The 18,798-nt window shown below is 55.4% G+C and carries 18 protein-coding genes and 2 riboswitches; of the genes, 7 read left to right on the plus strand and 11 right to left on the minus strand.

The genetic code is table 11. From position 1 onward, the window contains the following. Positions 1–24: 24 nt before the first annotated feature. From VB780_RS14695 to VB780_RS14705, 3 genes are all read right to left on the minus strand, one after another. Positions 25–531, minus strand: a complete 507-nt coding sequence (locus VB780_RS14695) for a DUF3368 domain-containing protein (RefSeq protein ID WP_323351913.1) — start codon at positions 529–531, stop codon at positions 25–27. Next, positions 528–773, minus strand: a complete 246-nt coding sequence (locus VB780_RS14700; RefSeq protein WP_323351914.1) for a UPF0175 family protein — start codon at positions 771–773, stop codon at positions 528–530. Before VB780_RS14700 ends, VB780_RS14695 begins: the two co-directional genes overlap by 4 nt. A 92-nt stretch (positions 774–865) precedes the next feature. Beyond that, positions 866–5,089, minus strand: coding sequence for a DEAD/DEAH box helicase (locus tag VB780_RS14705; RefSeq protein WP_323351915.1), 4,224 nt, complete (start codon positions 5,087–5,089; stop codon positions 866–868). A 370-nt stretch (positions 5,090–5,459) separates the two neighbouring features. Here VB780_RS14705 and VB780_RS14710 point away from each other — a divergent pair, with 370 nt between their 5' ends. Continuing rightward, entirely contained in the window at positions 5,460–5,747 is a 288-nt protein-coding gene (locus tag VB780_RS14710) for an Asr1405/Asl0597 family protein (protein ID WP_323351916.1), read from the plus strand. Continuing rightward, entirely contained in the window at positions 5,744–6,325 is a 582-nt protein-coding gene (locus VB780_RS14715) for a (2Fe-2S) ferredoxin domain-containing protein (protein ID WP_323351917.1), read from the plus strand. Before VB780_RS14710 ends, VB780_RS14715 begins: the two co-directional genes overlap by 4 nt. Before the next feature lie 179 nt (positions 6,326–6,504). Here VB780_RS14715 and VB780_RS14720 read toward each other — a convergent pair whose 3' ends face one another. Then, a complete protein-coding gene (locus tag VB780_RS14720; protein WP_323351918.1) occupies positions 6,505–7,041 on the minus strand; it encodes a Dps family protein in 537 nt (178 codons plus the stop codon). 363 nt (positions 7,042–7,404) lie between these two features. On the opposite strand from VB780_RS14720, the gene VB780_RS14725 reads away from it, so the two are divergent. Continuing rightward, positions 7,405–7,878: a Fur family transcriptional regulator gene (locus VB780_RS14725; protein WP_323351919.1), complete on the plus strand. Its 474-nt coding sequence runs from the start codon at positions 7,405–7,407 to the stop codon at positions 7,876–7,878. Here VB780_RS14725 and VB780_RS14730 read toward each other — a convergent pair. From VB780_RS14730 to VB780_RS14750, 5 genes are all read right to left on the minus strand, one after another. Further along, positions 7,864–8,520 carry a hypothetical protein gene (locus VB780_RS14730; protein WP_323351920.1) on the minus strand — a complete coding sequence of 219 codons (657 nt, stop codon included), beginning with the start codon at positions 8,518–8,520 and terminating at the stop codon, positions 7,864–7,866. The two genes, VB780_RS14725 and VB780_RS14730, sit on opposite strands and share 15 nt — an antisense overlap. Before the next feature lie 32 nt (positions 8,521–8,552). Then, the gene (locus VB780_RS14735) at positions 8,553–9,443 is read right to left on the minus strand and encodes an AEC family transporter (RefSeq protein ID WP_323351921.1); all 891 of its coding nucleotides are present in this window, start codon (positions 9,441–9,443) and stop codon (positions 8,553–8,555) included. Positions 9,444–9,451: 8 nt separating this feature from the next. Further along, a complete protein-coding gene (locus VB780_RS14740; protein WP_323351922.1) occupies positions 9,452–9,892 on the minus strand; it encodes a DUF29 domain-containing protein in 441 nt (146 codons plus the stop codon). 134 nt (positions 9,893–10,026) lie between these two features. Continuing rightward, the gene (gene thiC, locus VB780_RS14745; RefSeq protein WP_323351923.1) at positions 10,027–11,415 is read right to left on the minus strand and encodes a phosphomethylpyrimidine synthase; all 1,389 of its coding nucleotides are present in this window, start codon (positions 11,413–11,415) and stop codon (positions 10,027–10,029) included. Between the two features lie 178 nt (positions 11,416–11,593). After that, positions 11,594–11,690: riboswitch (TPP riboswitch) on the minus strand. Positions 11,691–11,738: 48 nt separating this feature from the next. Further along, on the minus strand, positions 11,739–12,296 hold the full coding sequence (locus VB780_RS14750) for a DUF305 domain-containing protein (protein ID WP_323351924.1): 558 nt from the start codon (positions 12,294–12,296) through the stop codon (positions 11,739–11,741). A gap of 661 nt (positions 12,297–12,957) precedes the next feature. Here VB780_RS14750 and VB780_RS14755 point away from each other — a divergent pair. Beyond that, positions 12,958–13,449: a DUF4383 domain-containing protein gene (locus VB780_RS14755; protein ID WP_323351925.1), complete on the plus strand. Its 492-nt coding sequence runs from the start codon at positions 12,958–12,960 to the stop codon at positions 13,447–13,449. Positions 13,450–13,618: 169 nt separating this feature from the next. Here the strand turns inward: VB780_RS14755 and VB780_RS14760 are convergent, their stop codons facing one another. Further along, the gene (locus VB780_RS14760; RefSeq protein WP_323351926.1) at positions 13,619–14,611 is read right to left on the minus strand and encodes an AraC family transcriptional regulator; all 993 of its coding nucleotides are present in this window, start codon (positions 14,609–14,611) and stop codon (positions 13,619–13,621) included. 251 nt (positions 14,612–14,862) lie between these two features. Between VB780_RS14760 and VB780_RS14765 the strand changes: the two genes are divergently transcribed. Beyond that, the gene (locus VB780_RS14765; protein ID WP_323351927.1) at positions 14,863–16,305 is read left to right on the plus strand and encodes an arylsulfatase; all 1,443 of its coding nucleotides are present in this window, start codon (positions 14,863–14,865) and stop codon (positions 16,303–16,305) included. 119 nt (positions 16,306–16,424) lie between these two features. Here VB780_RS14765 and VB780_RS14770 read toward each other — a convergent pair whose 3' ends face one another. After that, positions 16,425–17,936, minus strand: coding sequence for a sodium:solute symporter family transporter (locus VB780_RS14770; RefSeq protein WP_323351928.1), 1,512 nt, complete (start codon positions 17,934–17,936; stop codon positions 16,425–16,427). Between the two features lie 128 nt (positions 17,937–18,064). Beyond that, positions 18,065–18,160: riboswitch (TPP riboswitch) on the minus strand. Positions 18,161–18,266: 106 nt separating this feature from the next. Here VB780_RS14770 and VB780_RS14775 point away from each other — a divergent pair. Continuing rightward, positions 18,267–18,572 (plus strand): hypothetical protein, encoded by a 306-nt coding sequence (locus VB780_RS14775; RefSeq protein ID WP_323351929.1) that lies wholly within the window; start codon positions 18,267–18,269, stop codon positions 18,570–18,572. Next, positions 18,560–18,787 carry a hypothetical protein gene (locus tag VB780_RS14780; protein WP_323351930.1) on the plus strand — a complete coding sequence of 76 codons (228 nt, stop codon included), beginning with the start codon at positions 18,560–18,562 and terminating at the stop codon, positions 18,785–18,787. The genes VB780_RS14775 and VB780_RS14780 overlap by 13 nt, the downstream gene beginning before the upstream one ends. Positions 18,788–18,798: the final 11 nt, after the last annotated feature.

The raw sequence follows: 18,798 nt of genomic DNA on the forward strand, positions 1-18,798 counted from the left end.
GTCAGCCTTTGTAGCGCAGCTAGTTTATGGATTAAAACTAGACTCGTCAGCAAGAGTTAAAATCTTGCGGTAGAGATCGGTAGAAACCCTGAATTTTGCTCGACCTACAAGGTCATCAACAATGGGTTTAACCTGCAAGATTATGCCTTTGCTCTTGGCTTCTAGCAAAGCTCCAAGTAGGCCAGTAATCTCCAAGCCTTTTTGTTTGGCAACATTTCTGCCTAGCTGTTCATCAATAATTAGCAAATTAGCATTCAAGCTAATGGCTAAAATAATAGCCTCAGCTTCGCCTAGATCTAGTTTTTGCTGCCGCAGCAGATCGTCAACGGCATCACGGAAGGTTAGCTCTTTGATTTCCACCCAGGGCAAGGTGGGAAGCATCGCTGCTTGGCTACAGCTTGAGCCAAGCTTGGCTACTTCATGGGCGACAGCGTGGGGAATCACAATCGCTCCATAGACTTGACGGAGTAGATCTAGTTGTCCAATTACAGCCAGATTGCTAATTGGAGAAGTATTGCAAACAATGGTCACAATCTTCCCAGTCGTCTGAGGGTAGCAGCGTCTTCTTCTAAGTCTTTAACATCGTAATGGAGGGGAATGTTGCGATCGCTAATTAGATGCTGAAATTCGATCAGGTTCATGTCTAGTAGGCCGCTTGCTTTGCCGATGCTAATTCTTTGCTGCTGAAACAGCATTAGCACAATTTCTCTAACCAGCTCATTGGGGGCCAGGCCAGAAGCTTCTACTAACTCATCGGGTAAAACAACGCTCATGGCAATTTAGCAATCTATGAATGTGATCATAGCAAGCCCATCTGGCGGTAGGCCAAAGCAGGGCAAAACCCGGTCGCCCTGGTGAGAGCACTCTACCCTTCGCTGATCAGCCGGAGCAGTTGCTCGGTGGAGATCTTGCCGCTCATGTCGGTGCCTTCGAGCAGACTGTCGGCCAGATCGCGTTTTTGCTTGTGCAAGTCCACGATTTTTTCTTCGATGGTGTTTTTGGCTACCAGGCGATAGATAGTGACGGGGCGCAGCTGGCCGATGCGGTGGGCGCGATCGCTGGCCTGATCCTCCACTGCCGGGTTCCACCAGGGATCCATATGAATTACGTAGTCGGCAGCGGTCAGGTTCAACCCGGTGCCCCCGGCCTTGAGGCTGATGAGAAACACGTCGCCCTGGCCCGCCTGGAAGGCATCGACTCGCTTTTTGCGATCTTTGGCGGGGGTGCTGCCGTCGAGGTATTGGTAGCTGATATCCTGCCCGTCGAGGAACTCCCGCAGAATGCTCAGGTGATCGACAAACTGGCTGAATACCAGAGCTTTGTGGTTGTTCTCCAGTAGTTCTTCGAGCACTTCGCCAAAGGCTTCGAGCTTGGCGCTGGGTAGCGCCGTGGTGCCCTTGACCAGGCGGGTATTGCAGCAGGCGCGGCGCAGCTTCATGATTTCGGCCAGCACTTGCAGGTGCTTGGTGCCCGACTCGATGGTGGGATCGGCTAGTTTTTCTACCGCCTCTCGCCGCAGCGCCTCGTAGAAGGCCATTTCCTGGGCGCTGAGCTCGACCTGGAGGGTGACTTCGGTGCGGGCGGGCAGTTCGTCGAGCACTTGAGTTTTGGTGCGCCGCAGAATGAAGGGCTGGATGAGTTTTTTGAGCCGGTTGCGGGCTGCTTTGTCCTGGTTGCGCTCGATCGCATTGGCAAACCGGGTGCTGAACTGATCCTGAGAGCCCAGCAGGCCGGGGTTGATGAAGCGAAATAGGTTCCACAGTTCGCCCAGGTGATTCTCGATCGGGGTGCCGGTGGTGAGAATCTTGAAGCCGCCCTGGAGCTTCATCGCCGCTTTGGATCGCTTGGTGGCGGAGTTTTTGATCGCCTGGGCCTCGTCGAGCACGATGGTCTGCCACTCGACTTTGGCCAGCATGTCGGAGACATCATCCTGTTGTAGCAGGCCGTAGCTGCACACCAGCAGGTCAAAGGGTTTGAGATTGTCGAGCACTTTTTGGCGATCGCCCGTACCGAACTGCATCGGGTTCAGCGTGGGGGCAAACTTCTCGGCCTCGCTGAGCCAGTTCATGCACACCGAGGTGGGGGCGACGATCAGCGTCGGCCCCTGGGGGGCGCGGGTGAGAATGAGCGCCAGGGCTTGCAGGGTTTTGCCCAGGCCCATGTCGTCCGCCAAGCAGGCTCCCACGCCCCAGTGGGCCAGCCGGGCTAGCCAGTTAAAGCCCTCAACCTGGTAATCCCGCAATTCGGCTTGCAGGGTGGAGGGCAGCTCCGGCTTGAGATCTTTGGCTGCTTTCAGCCGCTTGAGGTGCTCTTTCCAGTGCTTGTCGGTCTTGAGCTGGCCAACGTCGTCCATCCAGTCTTCCATCGCCAGGGAGGCTAGGGGGTGGAATCGCACGCCGCTGCCGCTGGTTTCGGAGTAGGCCCGCAGGTCGTCCAGGCGCTTGCGAAACTCCTGGGTGAGGGCGAGGAACTGGCCGTCGGCCAGCTTCACGAACCGACCGGGGGAGGCGTCGAGCAGCTCCATCAGCTGCTTCATGCCCATCACCTCGTCGTCGCTGATTTGCAGCTCGCCGCTGGCGGCAAACCAGTCGCGCTGGCGCTGAATCTGGATCTTGAAGTTGCTGAGGCTGACCCGGTTGGCGATGCGCATTTTTTCGCCCTCGGGCCATTCCACCACCGCTTCGTCGCCCACGTCCTGAATCTCCAGAATCAGCTCTAGGCAGTCTTCGGGGTCGTCGATCAGCCATTCCCCGGCGGTGTCTTCTAAACGTTGCAGGGTGGGGCAGGCTTTTTCGAGGGCGCGGGCGAGTTTTTTCTCTTCTTTGAGATTGCGGTGGGTTTGCAGGCGCTGGCCGTCGATTTCGGCGATTACCATTTCGCCGCCCGTGCCGGGGCGGTAGTAGGGGCCGTCGTCGCCAAAGGGCCGGGTGAGTAGAGAGACCTTAAGGCCTTCGCCTGCGGGCAGCAGGTGCAGGTGGGGCTTGGGCACCGCGTCTACCGTCTCGGCATCGGCGACGCCGCCGCCAATGTCGGAGTGAACGGTGACGAGTCCGGCCACGGCGTTGATGGCGGCCAACACCTGATCTTTGGCGTTTTCGGGCACTTCAAGGGCATTCTTTGGCCCCAGTACCTCGGCGATACGGCGGTGCTGGGCGGTGATCTCAATCACCTTGAGGCGGGTAGGGGTTTCTTTGATCAGGGCGATCGCCTGCTTGCTATCCACCGCCGGGGTGAGCGAAATCGCCAGTTTACCCGCCTGGGTCTGGCGCACCATCAGGGCGGGTTCCCCCTTCACCACCTCCACTGTGGTGCTGGAGGCGTCTTCCCAAAACACCAGGGGGTGACCTACCAGCGCTAGCAGCGCCTGGGCCGGGAAGTGATAGTTGTCGTAGCCGTAGGCGTAGGGGTCGTGGGTGAGGTGGGAGCAGATCTCGCGATCCTGAGTCGTCAGGTAGTTGAAGCTAGCCATCTCGTTTTTGAGGCGGCGCAGGGCGATCGCCCGTCCCTTGCTCCAGCCGCCCTTGACGCTGATTTTTTGCTCCTTGGGCTGGAGCTGCCAGGTTTGCTCGGAATAGTAAGTGATAAACCAGGCCAGGCGATAGTCGCTGGCGACGGGGGCCTTGGCCTGCTGGGATGGCGTTGTGGGGCTGAGGCCAATCAGCGCGGTAAGCGACAGTTCCCAGGGCTGCTTGGGCTTAAGGATATCCACTAAGGGCGCAATGCCGGTTTTCTCGCGCAGGGCCTTGGCTTTGGTGCTGTAGGTGCTGTCGCCCAGGTGAACCAGCAGGGCAGCGGCTTCGAGGGCCAGCCAGTCGTAGCCAGACTCGGCGGCTGCTTTGTAGAAGGCCTGAGCCATCTTGGGTAGGCGCTCCTGGGCGTTTTCCACATCCACCCAGTAGAGGCAGATCATATCGATCAGCACTTCGATGCTGGTGTTGTTGTCTAGATCGCTGACGGGGGTGCTGGTGAGGTAGCGCTTGGCGGTGGTGTTGCCCTGGAGGGTTTGGGCCACCTTCTCCAGACAGTTGTAGATCACGCTCATCCAGTGGCGGTAGGTCTGCTCGGCGATGATGTGGGCGTAGCCCTCGGCCTCTTTGAGGCTGGTGGGGGAACCCTCTTGCAGCAGCCCTAAGGGCAGAAATATACCGGGCAGGGTGTCGAAGTAGATTTTGCGTTTGCCGGTGCTCTTTTTCAGCAGCTTGAGGGCGACGCGGCCATCTTCGACGGCTTGGGAGTAGTCACCCCGCAGGCCGTCGAGCCAGCTCTGGTGCAGCAGTTCTTCAATGGGGTTGTCTTTGGCGTAGCGGGCCAGGGCGGCGTCGGCCTCCGCCAGCTGGCCTCGGGCCATGAGTTGCTCGAGCCAGATGCTTTTGAGGCGATCGCTGGCGGTAGAGTTGAGCTGGCGGCATTCGTCGTGGAGCAGTTCAAAAAAGTGATCGTTGGGAACGAGGTCGGTAAAGGAACTGCGGCAGAGGCTGCCCAGGGCCGCTTCGTAGATTTCAGGAACCTGCTTGAGGGTGAGGAACCAGTCGCGATCGAAGGGGTTGTCGCAGATCAGCGCATAAACTTCGGCTATAGAGATGCGGCTGGCGTTGTAGGGGTTGCTGTAGAAACTCTCGAACTGCTGTTTGACAAATTTCCAGTCGTAGCGGTAGACGCCAATGCGCACCTCGCGGATGAATTCGTCTTCGTTGGCAAACAGACGCAGGTCTTTATTCCAGCCGTGGGTGCGAATGGGAATGGCTGCCTCGATCGCATTCACCATCGGCTCAAAACGTTTCTGGCCAACGGCCTCGCGGGTGAGTAGCTCGGTGAGCAGAGGCTGGGTATGGGAGCCCTGGTTGCCCGCCGCCATAATCAACCCCTTGCGCGACAGCCGAGTAAACAAGGGGTTCACCTGATTAATGCTGGTCAGGCTTTTCTGAACGATTTTTAGGTAGCGATTGTAGACGTCAAGCAGCTTGGTTCTGTTCACCGGGGCGTAGATCAGCGACAGCAGCTGTAACAGCTCTTTCTCCTCGGGGGAGAGCTGCCGATAGGCCTTGAGTAGTAGATCGCGCTGGGTGGCGATTTGTTTGAGGGCGGGCATGGGCGATCGCAGTAGCTGCTCGTAGATGAATTGTATCGGTCGGGGCGAGCCCAGGATGTTCTGGTTGCGTTCTTATCGCGCTTAACGGCAATAGCTGGCCCTAGCAATAGGCAAAGCTTATTGAAAATCTGTTGCATTAATCCCAGAGCTTGGGTATCTTAGTAATAACCAAAGTCAATAACAACAGCAGCCGATGTCCCTAGGGCATCGCGTCCATAAATTTATAAAAAATGCTGTAATGCCTTCTGAAGAAGGGTTTCAGCCCTTTCAGTCCCTGGTTGGGCCACATCTTTCAGCGTTTAGTTCAGAGACAGTTTCAAGAAGCTCAGACCTCGCGGGGTCACCACTATGGAGAGTCAGTCGAGTTAGTATGCACGTTTTAGAGTCAGACTATTTAGGGTCAGGGCAAGACCTTCGAAACGCTGCCCCAGCTCAAACCGTTGTTTCCCTAGACCGGGTCACCCGCTGGAACGTCTACCGCCGCCTGCAAGAGCTACATATGCTGTGTGAGTGCGGCTGCGATCGCCCCCTCACCGTCGCCATTGACACCCCCGCCGATGCTCTGCTGGTCTGGAGTGTAGTGCAGTCCACCACCCAGCCCAAAGCATCCCTCGCCGACCACTTAGAGCGCTGCTGGCAGCAAAGGAGCCTGCGATGAAAACCGCCTACGAATCCGCCGTGGCAGACAGGGCAGCGCCCACTGGGCAGGTGCTCAAGGGTCAGTATGCCGGAGCCTACCGTTCTGATAAAGGCAAGATTAAGGGGCTCCTGCTGCGATCGGGGGAGACAGAATTCACCATCAAGTTGCCCAAGTATCTGCGGCCTATGCTGGTACGTGAGCTAGCGCCGGGAGATTTCGTGCAGGTTTGGGCCTATCCCGAAGATGAGCGCTGGCGAGCGGTTAATGTGCTGCCCCTGCCGGAGTGCGAAGCAGAAACCCTGAAACAGCAGTGGGGCGATCTGACCCCTGCGACTGAGGTGCCTCAGTCGCAGCAAAAGCGCCTCTGCATTGAAGTGTGCAGCAAAGGCAAATGCTTTAAGCAGGGTGGTAGGCAGACCTACCACGCCCTGCAAACGGCCATTGATGACAATCCTGAGCTGAGCCACGTCTCGGTCAAGGCGACGGGCTGTATGAAAGCCTGCAAGCACGGCCCCAACTTGCGCTTGCCCAGCGGCCAAATGCTGCACCGGGCCAGCCCCGCCGAAGCCCTGGCAAAGCTAGGTACCAAGCGATGAATGGTCAGGCGTTTGACCCCCAGCGGTTAGACCATTGGTTGGTGATCGTCGCCTTTGTGGCGCTCTCTAGCTGGATTATCTGGAAGGTGTATCTCGATGCTTAGGGGGGTGGGTGTGAGCCAGAGTGACATGAGCGGAAGATCCCCCCTGCCCCCCTTGAAAAGGGGGGCAGAGAACCGCTACCAGCCCAGCTTGAGGCTGTCGGGGGTGAGGAAGTGATCGAGATGGTAGGCGCGTTCCTCGGTTTTCAGCAGAATTTGTTCGTAGAGGTAGCGGGTGGCGCGATCGCCCAAACTTTCTGCCTGGGCGGCCAACCGACGAATCAGTTCGATCAGCGACTGCTCGGCTTTGAGATCGTGGTTGATCATGATGCGGCAGCGGTAGGTGTCGTCGCCCTCCATGTCGAAGCAGCACAGCTCAGCCAGCTTGCCAAAACTCAGCGGCGGAATCCCCCCCAGCCCGTGGAGGCGCTCGCCAACGTCGTGGGCGTGGCCCTGGGCGGCATCGTAGCTTTCAGAAAAGTAGTCGTGGAGCATGTAATACTCCGAGCCCTCTACTACAAAGTGGTGCTTTTGGTATTGCAACGACAGGGCCACGAAACTGGCATACAGCGTCGCCAGCCCGTCTACAACCGGCTCTGTAATCGACTTCTCCAGCAGAATTGGGTTGTCTGCAACCTCGCCGTAGGTTTGCAGCAGCGTTTCAGTGATAGGCATAACCATCCCCCTTTATCAGCAGTAAAAGCAGCTCCAAACCTGTGGGGCTACTTCCTGAGCCTACCTTATTTCTTTAAATCTAGCTAATAACTTTGTTTGCCTAAAATGTATGGATAAATGCAAAATTTAGTTACCGATGTAGATAGCGAAAATGACTTTCAACAAACCTAATACTCTATATCGAAAACTACTTTCGATAGGGCGCAATCCTATAGTGAAAGCCACTTTCAATAGTTATAGCTAACTGAGCAATATCCCAGCAACGCTATTCAAAAAGCATTTCCCACCTATGCCCTTAGCCAGATGACAACCCCTGATTTGTACAGGCAAAGCTACAGCTTCTTTGACCGCAACCAGCCAACAATGGAAAACGAACCACCTCTGCCCAAATTAAATCAGGAGCCCGAACTACTCAAAACCGTTCTTAATAAAGAAGGGTTTCGGTTCACCAGCCAGCGGCAAAAAATTCTAGATTTATTTCAGGCGGCAGCCCTGGGGCATCATCTCAGTGCTGAAGAAATTCATCAGCAGCTCTTGGGCCAGGGCGAAAAAATTAGCTTTTCAACCATCTATCGGGCGCTGCACGTGATGGTGGAGCTGGGGCTGCTGCAAGAGCTAGAGCTGGCCGAGGGGCGCAAGTACTACGAACTCAACACCCCCTTTATGGATCAGCATCACCATCTCGTGTGCGTTCACTGCGGCAATGTGGAAGAGTTTGAAGACGCCACGATGAGTCAAGTGGGCAGCAGCGAGAGTTCCTCCCGAGGGTTCTCGCTGCTGAACTGCCAGTTTACGGTGTATGGCATTTGCCCTAGCTGCCAGTCACTGCTGAGCTAACTGGCGGTAGTAGTGCCACAGCAGGTGAGCCACGGCTCCCCGATAGGGATCGAGGCGATCGGTGGAGGCAATGAGTTCTTTGCGAGTTGGGCGACGCTCTAGTTTTTTGAGCCGTTGGTAGCCAACTTGAACCGCTAAATCTGAGGCCGGAAAGCTGCTCAACCGCTCTAGGCAAAACAGCAGATAGACCTCTGCCGTCCAAACACCAATGCCTTTGATTTGGGTGAGCTGGGCGATCGCATCTAGGTCTGTCATATCGGCCAGGGCCTCTAAGCTGAGCTGGCCCGACAGCAGGGCTGCCGCTAGCCGCTGACAGGTGGCTATCTTGGCTCGACTAAACCCAACGTGCTGAAGGGCAATTTCCGGAGCGGCGGCGATCGCCTCGGGAGTCAGCTCTAGTTCTGCCTTTAGCCGCTGAAAAATTGCCAGGGCGGCCCGAGACGACAGCTGCTGCCCCAGAATAATACGTACCAGCGAGGGAAACCCCGCTGCCCAGGCGCGAACGGTGAGAGGGCCAGTTTCGGCTTCAATGCGTTCAAAGCTGGGGTCGAGATCATACACCACGGCGATCGCCTGCCGTAGCTGAGGGCTGGGCGGCAGCAGTTCGCTATCCAGAGTTGTGCTGAGGTCGCTAGGTGCCATAGTGCAAAACCATCCAATATCCAGAACCGGCTCTACCGACTGCTGAGCCACAGCACCACGGGCAGGGTAAAGACACTGAGAAAGGTAGAGAGCACAATGGTTCTAGCCACCCGGATTCTGTCACCCCCCAACTCCGTCACCCAAATCAGCGAATTAACCGCCACGGGCATAGCGGCTTGCAGCACCACTACCTGGCGGTCTAGCCCCTGCAACCCCAGCCCGGTGCCCAGGCCATAGGCCAGCAGCGGCGAGACAAACAATCGCAGCGCCGAGCCCAGCAGCTCGTACCGCCCAAATATCAGCTGCGTGCGGGCCAGCTGCACCCCCAGCGTCAGCAGCGCTAGGGGAATTGCCCCCTGCCCCAAAATCGTCATTCCCCGCTCTATCGGCACCGGAAAAGCGCCACTCGCCGCCTGGAGGCCAATGCCGGCGATCGCCGCCCAAAACACCGGCAGTTGCAGGGTAAAAGTAACCCCCGCCCGCATCCCTGCCCCCTTCAGCACAATAGGGAAGACGCTGGCGATCATCACGCTAGAACCCACCAGGTACACCACCGCCCGCTCTAGCCCCGCATCCCCCAGGGCAAACAGAATGAAGGGCAGCCCCATGTTGCCCACGTTGGCGAACAGGGTGGTGGCAATTAGACTTTTCTGCTCGTCGATAGAAAGCTCTAGGCTACGACCCAGCCCCACCGCCAGCAAATACAGCAGGGCCGTATTTAGCAAGAAGGTGACGACGATTGCTAGGGCGCTGCCTAACGCCAGAGTAGTCTCGGCCAGACTGGTCAACACCAGCGCGGGCAGCAGGGCATAGATATTCACCCGCGCCAGGGTTTGCATGTCGAGGTCGAACTTGCGCCCCACCCCAAACCCCACCAGCGCCACCAGGGCAATGGGCAGCATCGCCGCAATCAAAATCTCCATGGGGGTGCTTACAACAACCAGTCGATGGGTTGCGTGAAGATATCTGATTCAGTAAAGGGGCAAGTCTGGGGAAGCTGTTTGGGATCGAGGGGCGTTTCTCGGTTGACTAAATCTAAGCCATCTTCGTAGCCAATGGCGATCGCGTCCGCCAGATAAGGCTTCAGGCTAGGGTTTTCTTTCAAATGACGCTGAATTCTCCGACGCTGCTCTTGAATGGTGGCCGCCCAGCTTTTGGTGCGGGCTTCGGGCTGGTAGTGCCACTTGAGCAGATGCCCCAGCAGCACCCCCAAGCGATTGCGCAACTCCTGGCGTTCTTGCCTACCCAATGACTCAATTTCCTCCACCAGGTTTTCAATATCGAGGTCGGCTAGTTGACCCGATCGCAGCAGCTCAACCTGGCGCTGAGCCCAGGCGTGAAAGTCTTGGTCGTAGAGCGTGGTTGTCTGCATAGGAACCACTGATCGCGTGGTCATATTGTAGCCCTATCATTTAGAAACCCCACCCCAGCGGTATGGAGTGGGGCTCTGCTCAGTCATCTGTGGACAGCCAGGATGGGTAGGTTGCTTTTCCCGAGAGAACTGGGTTAAACAGGCTGCGCGATCGCTTGCTTAGCGTCTGCGCTCGCTAAAAACTTCTCCAGCTCGGTCAGGGCGTCGGCATCCACTTTGGTTTGCATGGGGCAGAACTTGGGGCCGCACATCGAGCAAAACTCGGCGGTTTTGTAGATGTCGGCAGGCAGGGTTTCGTCGTGGTATTCCTTCGCCCGCTCAGGATCCAGCGACAGCTCGAACTGTTTGTTCCAGTCGAAGTTGTAGCGGGCGTGGGACATGGCATCGTCGCGATCGCGCGCCCCCGGCCGATGCCGCGCAATATCCGCCGCGTGGGCCGCAATTTTGTAGGCGATCAGCCCCGCCCGCACGTCCTCAGCATTGGGTAAACCCAGGTGCTCTTTGGGCGTCACGTAGCAGAGCATGGCCGCCCCGCTCCAGCCCGCCAGCGCTGCGCCAATGGCCGAGCTAATGTGGTCGTAGCCCGCCGCAATGTCGGTCACCAGCGGCCCCAGCACGTAGAAGGGGGCTTCGGCGCATTCTTCCATCTGCTTTTTGACGTTGTAGTCGATCTGATCCATGGGCACGTGGCCGGGGCCTTCGACCATCACCTGCACGTCGTGCTCCCAGGCTTGGCGGGTGAGTTGGCCCAGGGTTTTGAGCTCGGCCAGCTGGGCGGCGTCGGTGGCGTCGTGGAGGCAGCCGGGGCGCAGAGAATCCCCCAGACTAAAGCTAACGTCGTAGCGCTTGAAGATTTCAATGATGTCGTTGAAGTGGGTGTAGAGGGGGTTTTGCTTGTGGTGGTGCAGCATCCAGCGGGCGAGGATGCCGCCGCCGCGAGAGACAATGCCGGTGATGCGATCGCGCACCAGCGGCAAATGCTCAATCAAAATCCCGGCGTGGATGGTCTGGTAGTCAACCCCCTGCTGGGCGTGCTTTTCGATAATGTGCAGAAAGTCATCGGCGGTGAGGTTCTCGATGTTGCCGTGGACGCTCTCCAGCGCCTGGTAAACAGGAACCGTCCCAATCGGAATCGAAGACGCCTGGATGATAGCGGTGCGGATGGCGTCCAGGTCGCCGCCCCCCGTTGATAGATCCATCAGGGTGTCGGCCCCGTACTTCACCGCCAGGTGTAGCTTGGCCACTTCTTCGTTAATGTCTGACGAGTTCGGCGACGCGCCGATGTTGGCATTCACCTTGCACTTTGACGCAATGCCGATCGCCATCGGCTCCAGGTTGGGGTGGTTGATGTTGGCGGGGATGATCATGCGGCCCCGCGCCACTTCATCGCGAATGAGTTCTGCGGGCAGGTTCTCCCGCTTAGCTACGTGGGCCATCTCCTCGGTGGTCATGCCCTGGCGAGCGTAGTGCATTTGGGACACGTTGGCGTGGCCCTGGCGTTTAGCGATCCATTCAGTTCTCATGGGTTTACCTCTGGTGTGGCGCTAGAGGTTTTGCCTGAATCGGGATGTAGTGGCCGTGAGGATGGATAACGCCGAGATGGATAGAGCGATCGCCGATGAACGTCAGCATCTGGCTGAGCTTTCATCCAATACCCTGGCATAGCGCCAGAATCATCAATCTATCCGTTGATTCGGCTGATGGCCTCAAGCAACGCTTTCCTCCGCTGGTATTAACCAGGTCAGGTTCTGAGGGTATGATCTCAGTCCGATGCGATCGGACACCCCTAGCTTGGCTGCATCATACAGCATTTCCTGGCCGGGCCAGACGCCGTTTACATCCAAAGTTACTGAACCACGCTCATAATTTCGGCTTGCATTTCCGGTGTGATTTCCGTAGAACGAGGCTGGAGCGCAGTAGTGCCTCGCTCACCGTTGCGCTCTATATCTTCGAGCAGCAGCTTCATCTGTTCGATCTCGCGCACCTGAGCTTCAATGATTTGGTCGGCCAGTTCGCGTACTCGCGGATCGCTGATGCTTGCTTTACGAGAGTTATTAATAGCGATGGAGTGGTGCGGAATCATTGATTGCATGAAGGTCACGTCACTGATAACCGCTTGATTCCTGTTCACCGAAAGCAGAACGATGCCTGCGAGCGCAGCCACCGCGAGCACAACAATCTTAGTGAGCTTGCCCTTGAACATCGACCACATGGAGGCGAGCATTACAACAGTCATGACGCATCCCATCACCAAAGACGCAACCAGACGGTTGACGCTGAATGTGGCGTGGTCGATCGCATAAACCAACTGATACATAAGAAAGAACATGATCACGGTTGAAGCTGCGATCGTCGCTGCGAAGTGCCCCCAACCCATGCCCATCATTTGCTGCTTCTGACTCATGGCTTCTCCTTGGCGAGAAGACCGACATCAAGCCGAATAAAGCTTGGCTGCTGCCCACTCTAAACCCAAACTGCGTTTGCATAATAGAGTTTGCAACCAAGGCCAGCATCTACCGCAGGCATGAAAGCTAAGAACTGCCGGGCTAAAGCACAACCCATCCAACGGCTTTGTAGCGGTTTGTCCCACACGAGACGTTAAATTTTGAGTTTGTGTTCTGACTACTCGTTTACGGGCTATTGCTAGTTTTGTAGGTTGTCGAGGACGTTTTTAGCTAAGTGAGCTGCTGAGTGTGGCAATTAGATCGGTCCATTGAGCCTTAGATATTCCTACAGGCAGGTAAAGGGTTGACTAACTTAATTCTTCCGTGAGAGGAAGGAGCAGCGCATAGTTCCTAGGATGCATTTAGCGTTGCTTGCAGGTTTTTGTGCAAGAGCAGCGAGTACAAGAGCAGCGATGTTAGCAGCTGAGGCTATGAAGTCTCTCTGAAGATAGAGCACAAAAAGATAGGAAAATTAGCTGCTACAAGCAGCGCAAAAAAACGAGTTCAACAGCCTAGATAGTTAAGAACAGTCATAGTCCAGACATATAGCTAATGCTTTCATTCGCTAGCAATAGACAATGCTGTTCCTACGAAAAATTTTGTCGCACGGAGTATCTTGACATGAACGGTGAACAAAAATGTGCATTGGCACTGGGAATCATCTTTACCTTTTTAGGTATTGCTGGTTTCATTCCTGCTTTAATTAACCTGCCTACCGCAGGCATGGGCGCTAGCGTACCGCTAGATGCAAGCTCAATACCCATTAGCGGTGGGCCTGATTACATGGCCGCTTACCTGAGAGGGTTTGGCTACTTGTTTGGGCTTTTCCCCACCAACCTCCTTCACAACATGGTGCACCTGGCCATTGGCGGCTTTGGTCTGTTTTCAGCTACGGGTAAAGAAGGGGCATTTAGATACAATCGGTTCTTTGCCATTAGCTATTTGCTGCTTGCCATCATGGGGTTGATACCGCTTTCAAACACCCTGTTTGGTATCATGCCGATCTTTGGTAACAACGTTTGGTTCAATGCTACAACCGGGGCGATCGCGGCTTACTTTGCCTTCGTCTGGCACCCCAGCCATCCCGAATCGACGGCTCCTTCTACTCAGTAGTTAACTGATAGCTCTGTCAACTGGTAAATGACGCTACAGATTGTCTCTGTAAGCATCAGATTTGACCTAAGCGCACGGTAATTTTTGACCGTGCGCTTATTTACTTCTCAGACCTCATCCTTCGATTGAGGTGTGGTAACTACTAACTAAAAATTGAGGAACATCAAGCCTACTTATTCCGATTCAAGGTTTCTGAAGGTAATTCACCAAACATTTGCTTATAGTCGCGGGCAAAGTATCCCAAATGGTAAAAACCAAACTGAGTTGCCACCTCAGTCACGGTCTTCCCGTCCGGGTCAGCTGCTTTTAGCACTCGATGGCTGCCTTGCAACCGCAAGATTTTCAAGTAAGACATAGGACTGGTTCCAAACATTTCCTGAAATCCATAGCAGAGGGCTCGAGTGCTAGTGCCCAAAGCCTCGCATAGATCAGTCAGTGTTAAGGCCTGATCTATATGCGATCGCATATAATCATCGGCTTGCTTAACCAGTTTAGAGCGGCGAAAGAATTTAGCTGGAGTCCGATGCTCCTGCCGAGCTGGTAATGATGCAATAAACAAAGGCAGGAAGTCTTGCACAATAAGCTGCTGAAAGTTTGGCTGGTGCAGCAAAGGCGACTGCTGAACCAAGAGTTTGCAGATTTGCTTCAGGTAAGTACGCAAGGAAGGGAAAGATTCCGGCATGTAAACATGATTGCAATCTAAAAATTTTTCATCTAATTCCAGCCGATCCATAGTCTGAGCACAGGTTTCAAAGGTATCTGGCTGAATGTAGACAGCGCAATATGTACAGCCCCCAGGAAAGATCAGATCTGCCTCGCGATTTACATCAAATCCAAATAAATAGTCTTCTGTAATGAGTTGGTTACTTTCAATGCCATGTTGCCCAACGCTCTGGAGAATCATAGAAAAGCTTAAAAAGCCTCTTTGCTTTTGTCCAACCGCTTGAAGCTTGCGGTTGACATGATTGAAATTGAAGTGAACCGGTCCCAAATTTAGAGACGCCGATTCACAACTAAAAGGTCCATACTCCAAAGGTGTTAGACAAACATCCTCAGGTAAAAATACCGCTAAATCATCAATATCTTGAAAGCGATGAAGCGATATAATATTTGAAGTGGTGACATTCAGAGATTGAGGACTTGAGTCCTTGAGCGATTTCATGTCTTACCCAAGTAATGCCAAGTTTTTTAGAGAAAACACCCCTGAAACATACATTTTCAGTCAAACTTCTTCAAAGTTCTTAATATTTTTCTTTTGTTATCTTGCGATTTTTGGATAGTCACCATCTTAGCTGACTTCTATTCTTGTGCCTGATGGCAAGCACAAGAATTCACTTTGCAACCTTGCTCAACGTTATTGCTGGCTTGCGCAAGCCGTCACAAACAATCACTAAAACGGGGGTTAACTATAACGTGAAAAAATTGGGCTTTTTCATCGCCTTTGTCGTGGCGCTGTTGATAGGGGGCCGTGGATGGTTGCCCCCGGCGGCTGTCGCTCAGCAACCGCTGCGCCCTCACATCCTCTACATCATGGCCGACGACCTGGGATGGAAAGATGTTGGGTTTCATGGCTCTGACATCAAAACCCCCAACCTCGATCGCCTGGCCCAAGCCGGAGTAGATCTCAATCATTACCATGCCCATCCCTGGTGTACACCCTCAAGAGCCGCCCTGCTGACGGGACGATATCCCTTCCGCTATGGATTACAAACCATCGCTATTCCATCGGCGGCTACCTATGGGCTGGCCACCGACGAATGGTTGCTGCCTCAGGCACTCAAAGATGTCGGTTACAAGACTGCGATTGTAGGCAAGTGGCACTTGGGTCATGCCGATCGCCAGTACTGGCCTCGGCAGCGCGGGTTTGATTATCAATATGGCCCTATTCTCGGTGAAATCGACTATTTCACCCACTCAGCCCACGGTGTAGTTGATTGGTATCGCAACAACGAACTGGTCAACGAAGAGGGCTATGTCACCACACTGCTGGGACAGGATGCCGTAAAGCTCATCGACGAGCACGATGCGGATACTCCGCTCTTCCTATACTTGGCCTTTACTGCTCCCCACGCGCCCTACCAGGCACCAGAAGAGGCGCTTGAGCAGTATGCAAATATCACTGATCCAAACCGTCGTGCCTACGCGGCCATGATTTCCGTGATGGATGAGCAGATTGGTCAGGTGGTGGAGGCCCTGGAACGGCGGGGGATGCGAGACAACACGCTGATTGTTTTCCAGAGCGACAATGGCGGTCCTCGTTCTGCCCAGGTTACGGGTGAAGTCGATACCTCGGGAGGCACCATTCCTGCCGATAACGGTATTTTTCGAGGTGGCAAGGGATCGCTATACGAAGGCGGAACCCGCGTTGTCGCCCTCGCCAACTGGCCCGGACATATCGAGCCCGGTTCGGTCACGAACCAGCCGATGCACATTATTGACTGGTACCCGACCCTGGCCAGTCTGGCTGGGGCATCGCCTGACTCAACAAAACCCCTCGATGGGCTAAATATTTGGCCAGCCCTGAGCAATGGTCAAACTCTCAATCGAGGGGCCGTCGGCTACGATGTTGAACCCTTTCGGGCCGCTGTGCGTGAGGGCGACTGGAAGCTGGTGTGGCAAACGATGCTGCCCTCTCAGGTCGAACTGTTTAACCTGGCTCAAGACCCTTCGGAGGAAACTAACCTGGCGGGCCAGCGCCGCAGGATGGTGAACAGGCTACAACAGCGGGTTGAGGCAGCGTCGAAGGAAGCTGAAGTTCCGCTGGTTTTAACCGAAGCCTTGGGGGCCGCCAAGAGTGCGCTGTTTTCGCATGTGGCGACACCGGAGGAAGCGGAGGCGATCGACAATCTACCGTGACCATTGCTCACCCGTTAAGGGTGAGGCTTAACGTTGAAGTTGAACCGCACCGCTGCCGTAACCGACGACGGTGCGGTTCCAACGCAGGGTTGTGTAGCGCCCTGGTCAGTCCTAGGTATTTAACCCTGTCTTTCTGGTAAACCCTCTACAGTCAACGCCTCGCCCTCGCCGTAGGCGCGGATGTCGCGGCTGAGAATGCCAAAGTCAAACGCCTCCGTCTTACCGCGCTGGGCCTTGAGCTGAATCCACCCCAGACAAATCAGCGTTGACACCACAATCGGGGCGGCAAAGCTGACCAGTAGATCGCCCGCAAAAGGCAGACCATTCCAGGGGCTAAAGTCGGGTCGGGGGAAGAAGAGAGCACCGGATGCGATCGCAGCCACCGCACTCCAAACCGCCATCGTCCCCGTCAGCCGTCTGGAATACAGCCCAAACAGCACCGGAAACAGCGCCCCGGCGCAGACCAGATCGGCCAGCAAAAACAGGTACAGCACGTTGTAGCCCCGCGAGGCGATCAGAATCGCGGGAATGCCCACAGCCACCGTCAGCACCCGGCTCAGCCGCAGAATGCCTTGGGTAGATTGAGCGGGGAAAAAACGCAGCAGATCGGGCGTAAACACGCTGGCGATGCCGTTCAGCAGCGAATCCAGGCTGCTCATTACCAGGGCCAGCACCAGCACCAGCACAGCAATGCTCACCCAGCCCGGCAGGTTCAGCGCCTGGATCAGGGAGAAAAAGGCGCGATCGTCGTTGAAGCCAAAGTGCATGGCCACAATACCCAACAGCCCTGCAATGAACAGCATCGGCAAGATCACCAGAAATGACCCCAAAAATGATCGCCGCACCACCTGATCCGTCTTGCAGGCGTAGATGCGCTGCCAGTTGGTCTGATTAAACATTTCGGCGGCGATCACCGCAATGAAAAGAGTGGCCCCAAACTTAATCCCCGGCCCATTTGCCAGCGTCAGCAATTCTGGCGCGGTCTGGGTGACGGGTGCGATCGCACTGCCCCAGCCGCCCAACGCAAACACCGCAATGCCAAAGCTCAGCAGCAGCAGCGGCACAATTACCACAAACTGAATCGCGTCGGTAAAAATTGTCGCCGCCAGACCGCCCACCAGGGTGTAAATGAACACGGCGGTAATCACCAGCAGCGCCGTGAGCCAGAGGGGGACGCCAGCCATGAGTTCGACCGCCTTGGCGATCGCCGTCAGCTCTGCCGCCAGGTACACAAACATGTAAAACACCACAATGCCCAGCGTCAGCCGGTACATGGCCTGGCCAAAGCGGTGCAGCACGTACTCATTCAACGAGTGGCCCTTGGGCATGAGAAACCGCATGCGCGTGCCCATAAAGGCAAACAGCGCCGCCGGGGTAGCCTGGCCAATGCAGTAACCCACAATGCCTGCAATGCCGCTAGTGGCCCCCACTTCGGGCGGGCTAAACAAAATCCATGCGCCCATGGCCGAGGCCACAATGGTTGCCAGCGCCATCGGGGTGCCCACGCTGTTGCGGCTGACCATGTAATCTTCCAGGCTGATGGTGTGGCGGCTGGCCTGGAGCAGCCCAATCAGCGTAAAGCTGGCCACGGTGATGAGAGTGACGGCGATCGCCGTTGCACTAAGCGTCATAGAACAACTCACCTCGATAGGGTTGGGTGGTTGCTAGAGGCGGCTGCTTTAGAGAACAGGAGCCTCAGAGAACACAAAACTCGCAGAACACGTACAGGTGAGGAGACGTTGCAGCCCAAAGCCGCGCGTAGCCTCAATTCACGCTTTCCTCCGCTGGCATTAACCAGGTCAGGTTCCGAGGGTATGATCTCAGCCCGATTGCTCGGACACCCCTAGCAGCTAGCATCCTACCACTGGTGACGGATCTGGAGCTGGGTGATAATAAAACAACAGACCTGACTGCCGGTGGCGGCTAATCACCTAGCAGCAAGGGACGAAGAAGAGAGGCATATGAACAGGCTTGAGATTCTGACTCCCTTGAACTTCTCTGTTCCCACCTCAGATGACCACTGGCAAAGACTCATTAAAAAACACCCCGACATTGCCGACCTTGAAGCGAAGGTTAGACAAGCCTTGGCAGAACCTGATGAAATTCGTCAGAGTAGTCGTGATGTCAATGTGTTGCTGTTCTACCTGACCCTAAAACAGCAGCGGTGGGTAGCTGTAGTTGCTCGCAGGCTGAATGGAGAAGGCTTTTTAATCACCGCTTACCAGACCGACGCTATCAAAGAAGGAACCCAGCTATGGCACAAGTGAAAATCTATTACGAGCCAGAGCTAGAACTGCTGACGGTATTTTGGCAACCGCCCCGCAAAAATCAAATCGCCACAGAACTGGGCGATGGCGTGATTTTGATCAAAGACGAAACTACTGGGGAGCCTATCGGGATGGAGCTACTCTCCTACCGCCCTAATGACGATCGCTTTGACAGCGTCAGCGTTGAAATGGGCCGCTTGGCCGAAGCACCCTAAGAACTCAGGCC

This window comes from Leptolyngbya sp. CCNP1308, from assembly GCF_034932455.1.
Lineage (GTDB): Bacteria > Cyanobacteriota > Cyanobacteriia > Phormidesmidales > Phormidesmidaceae > Nodosilinea.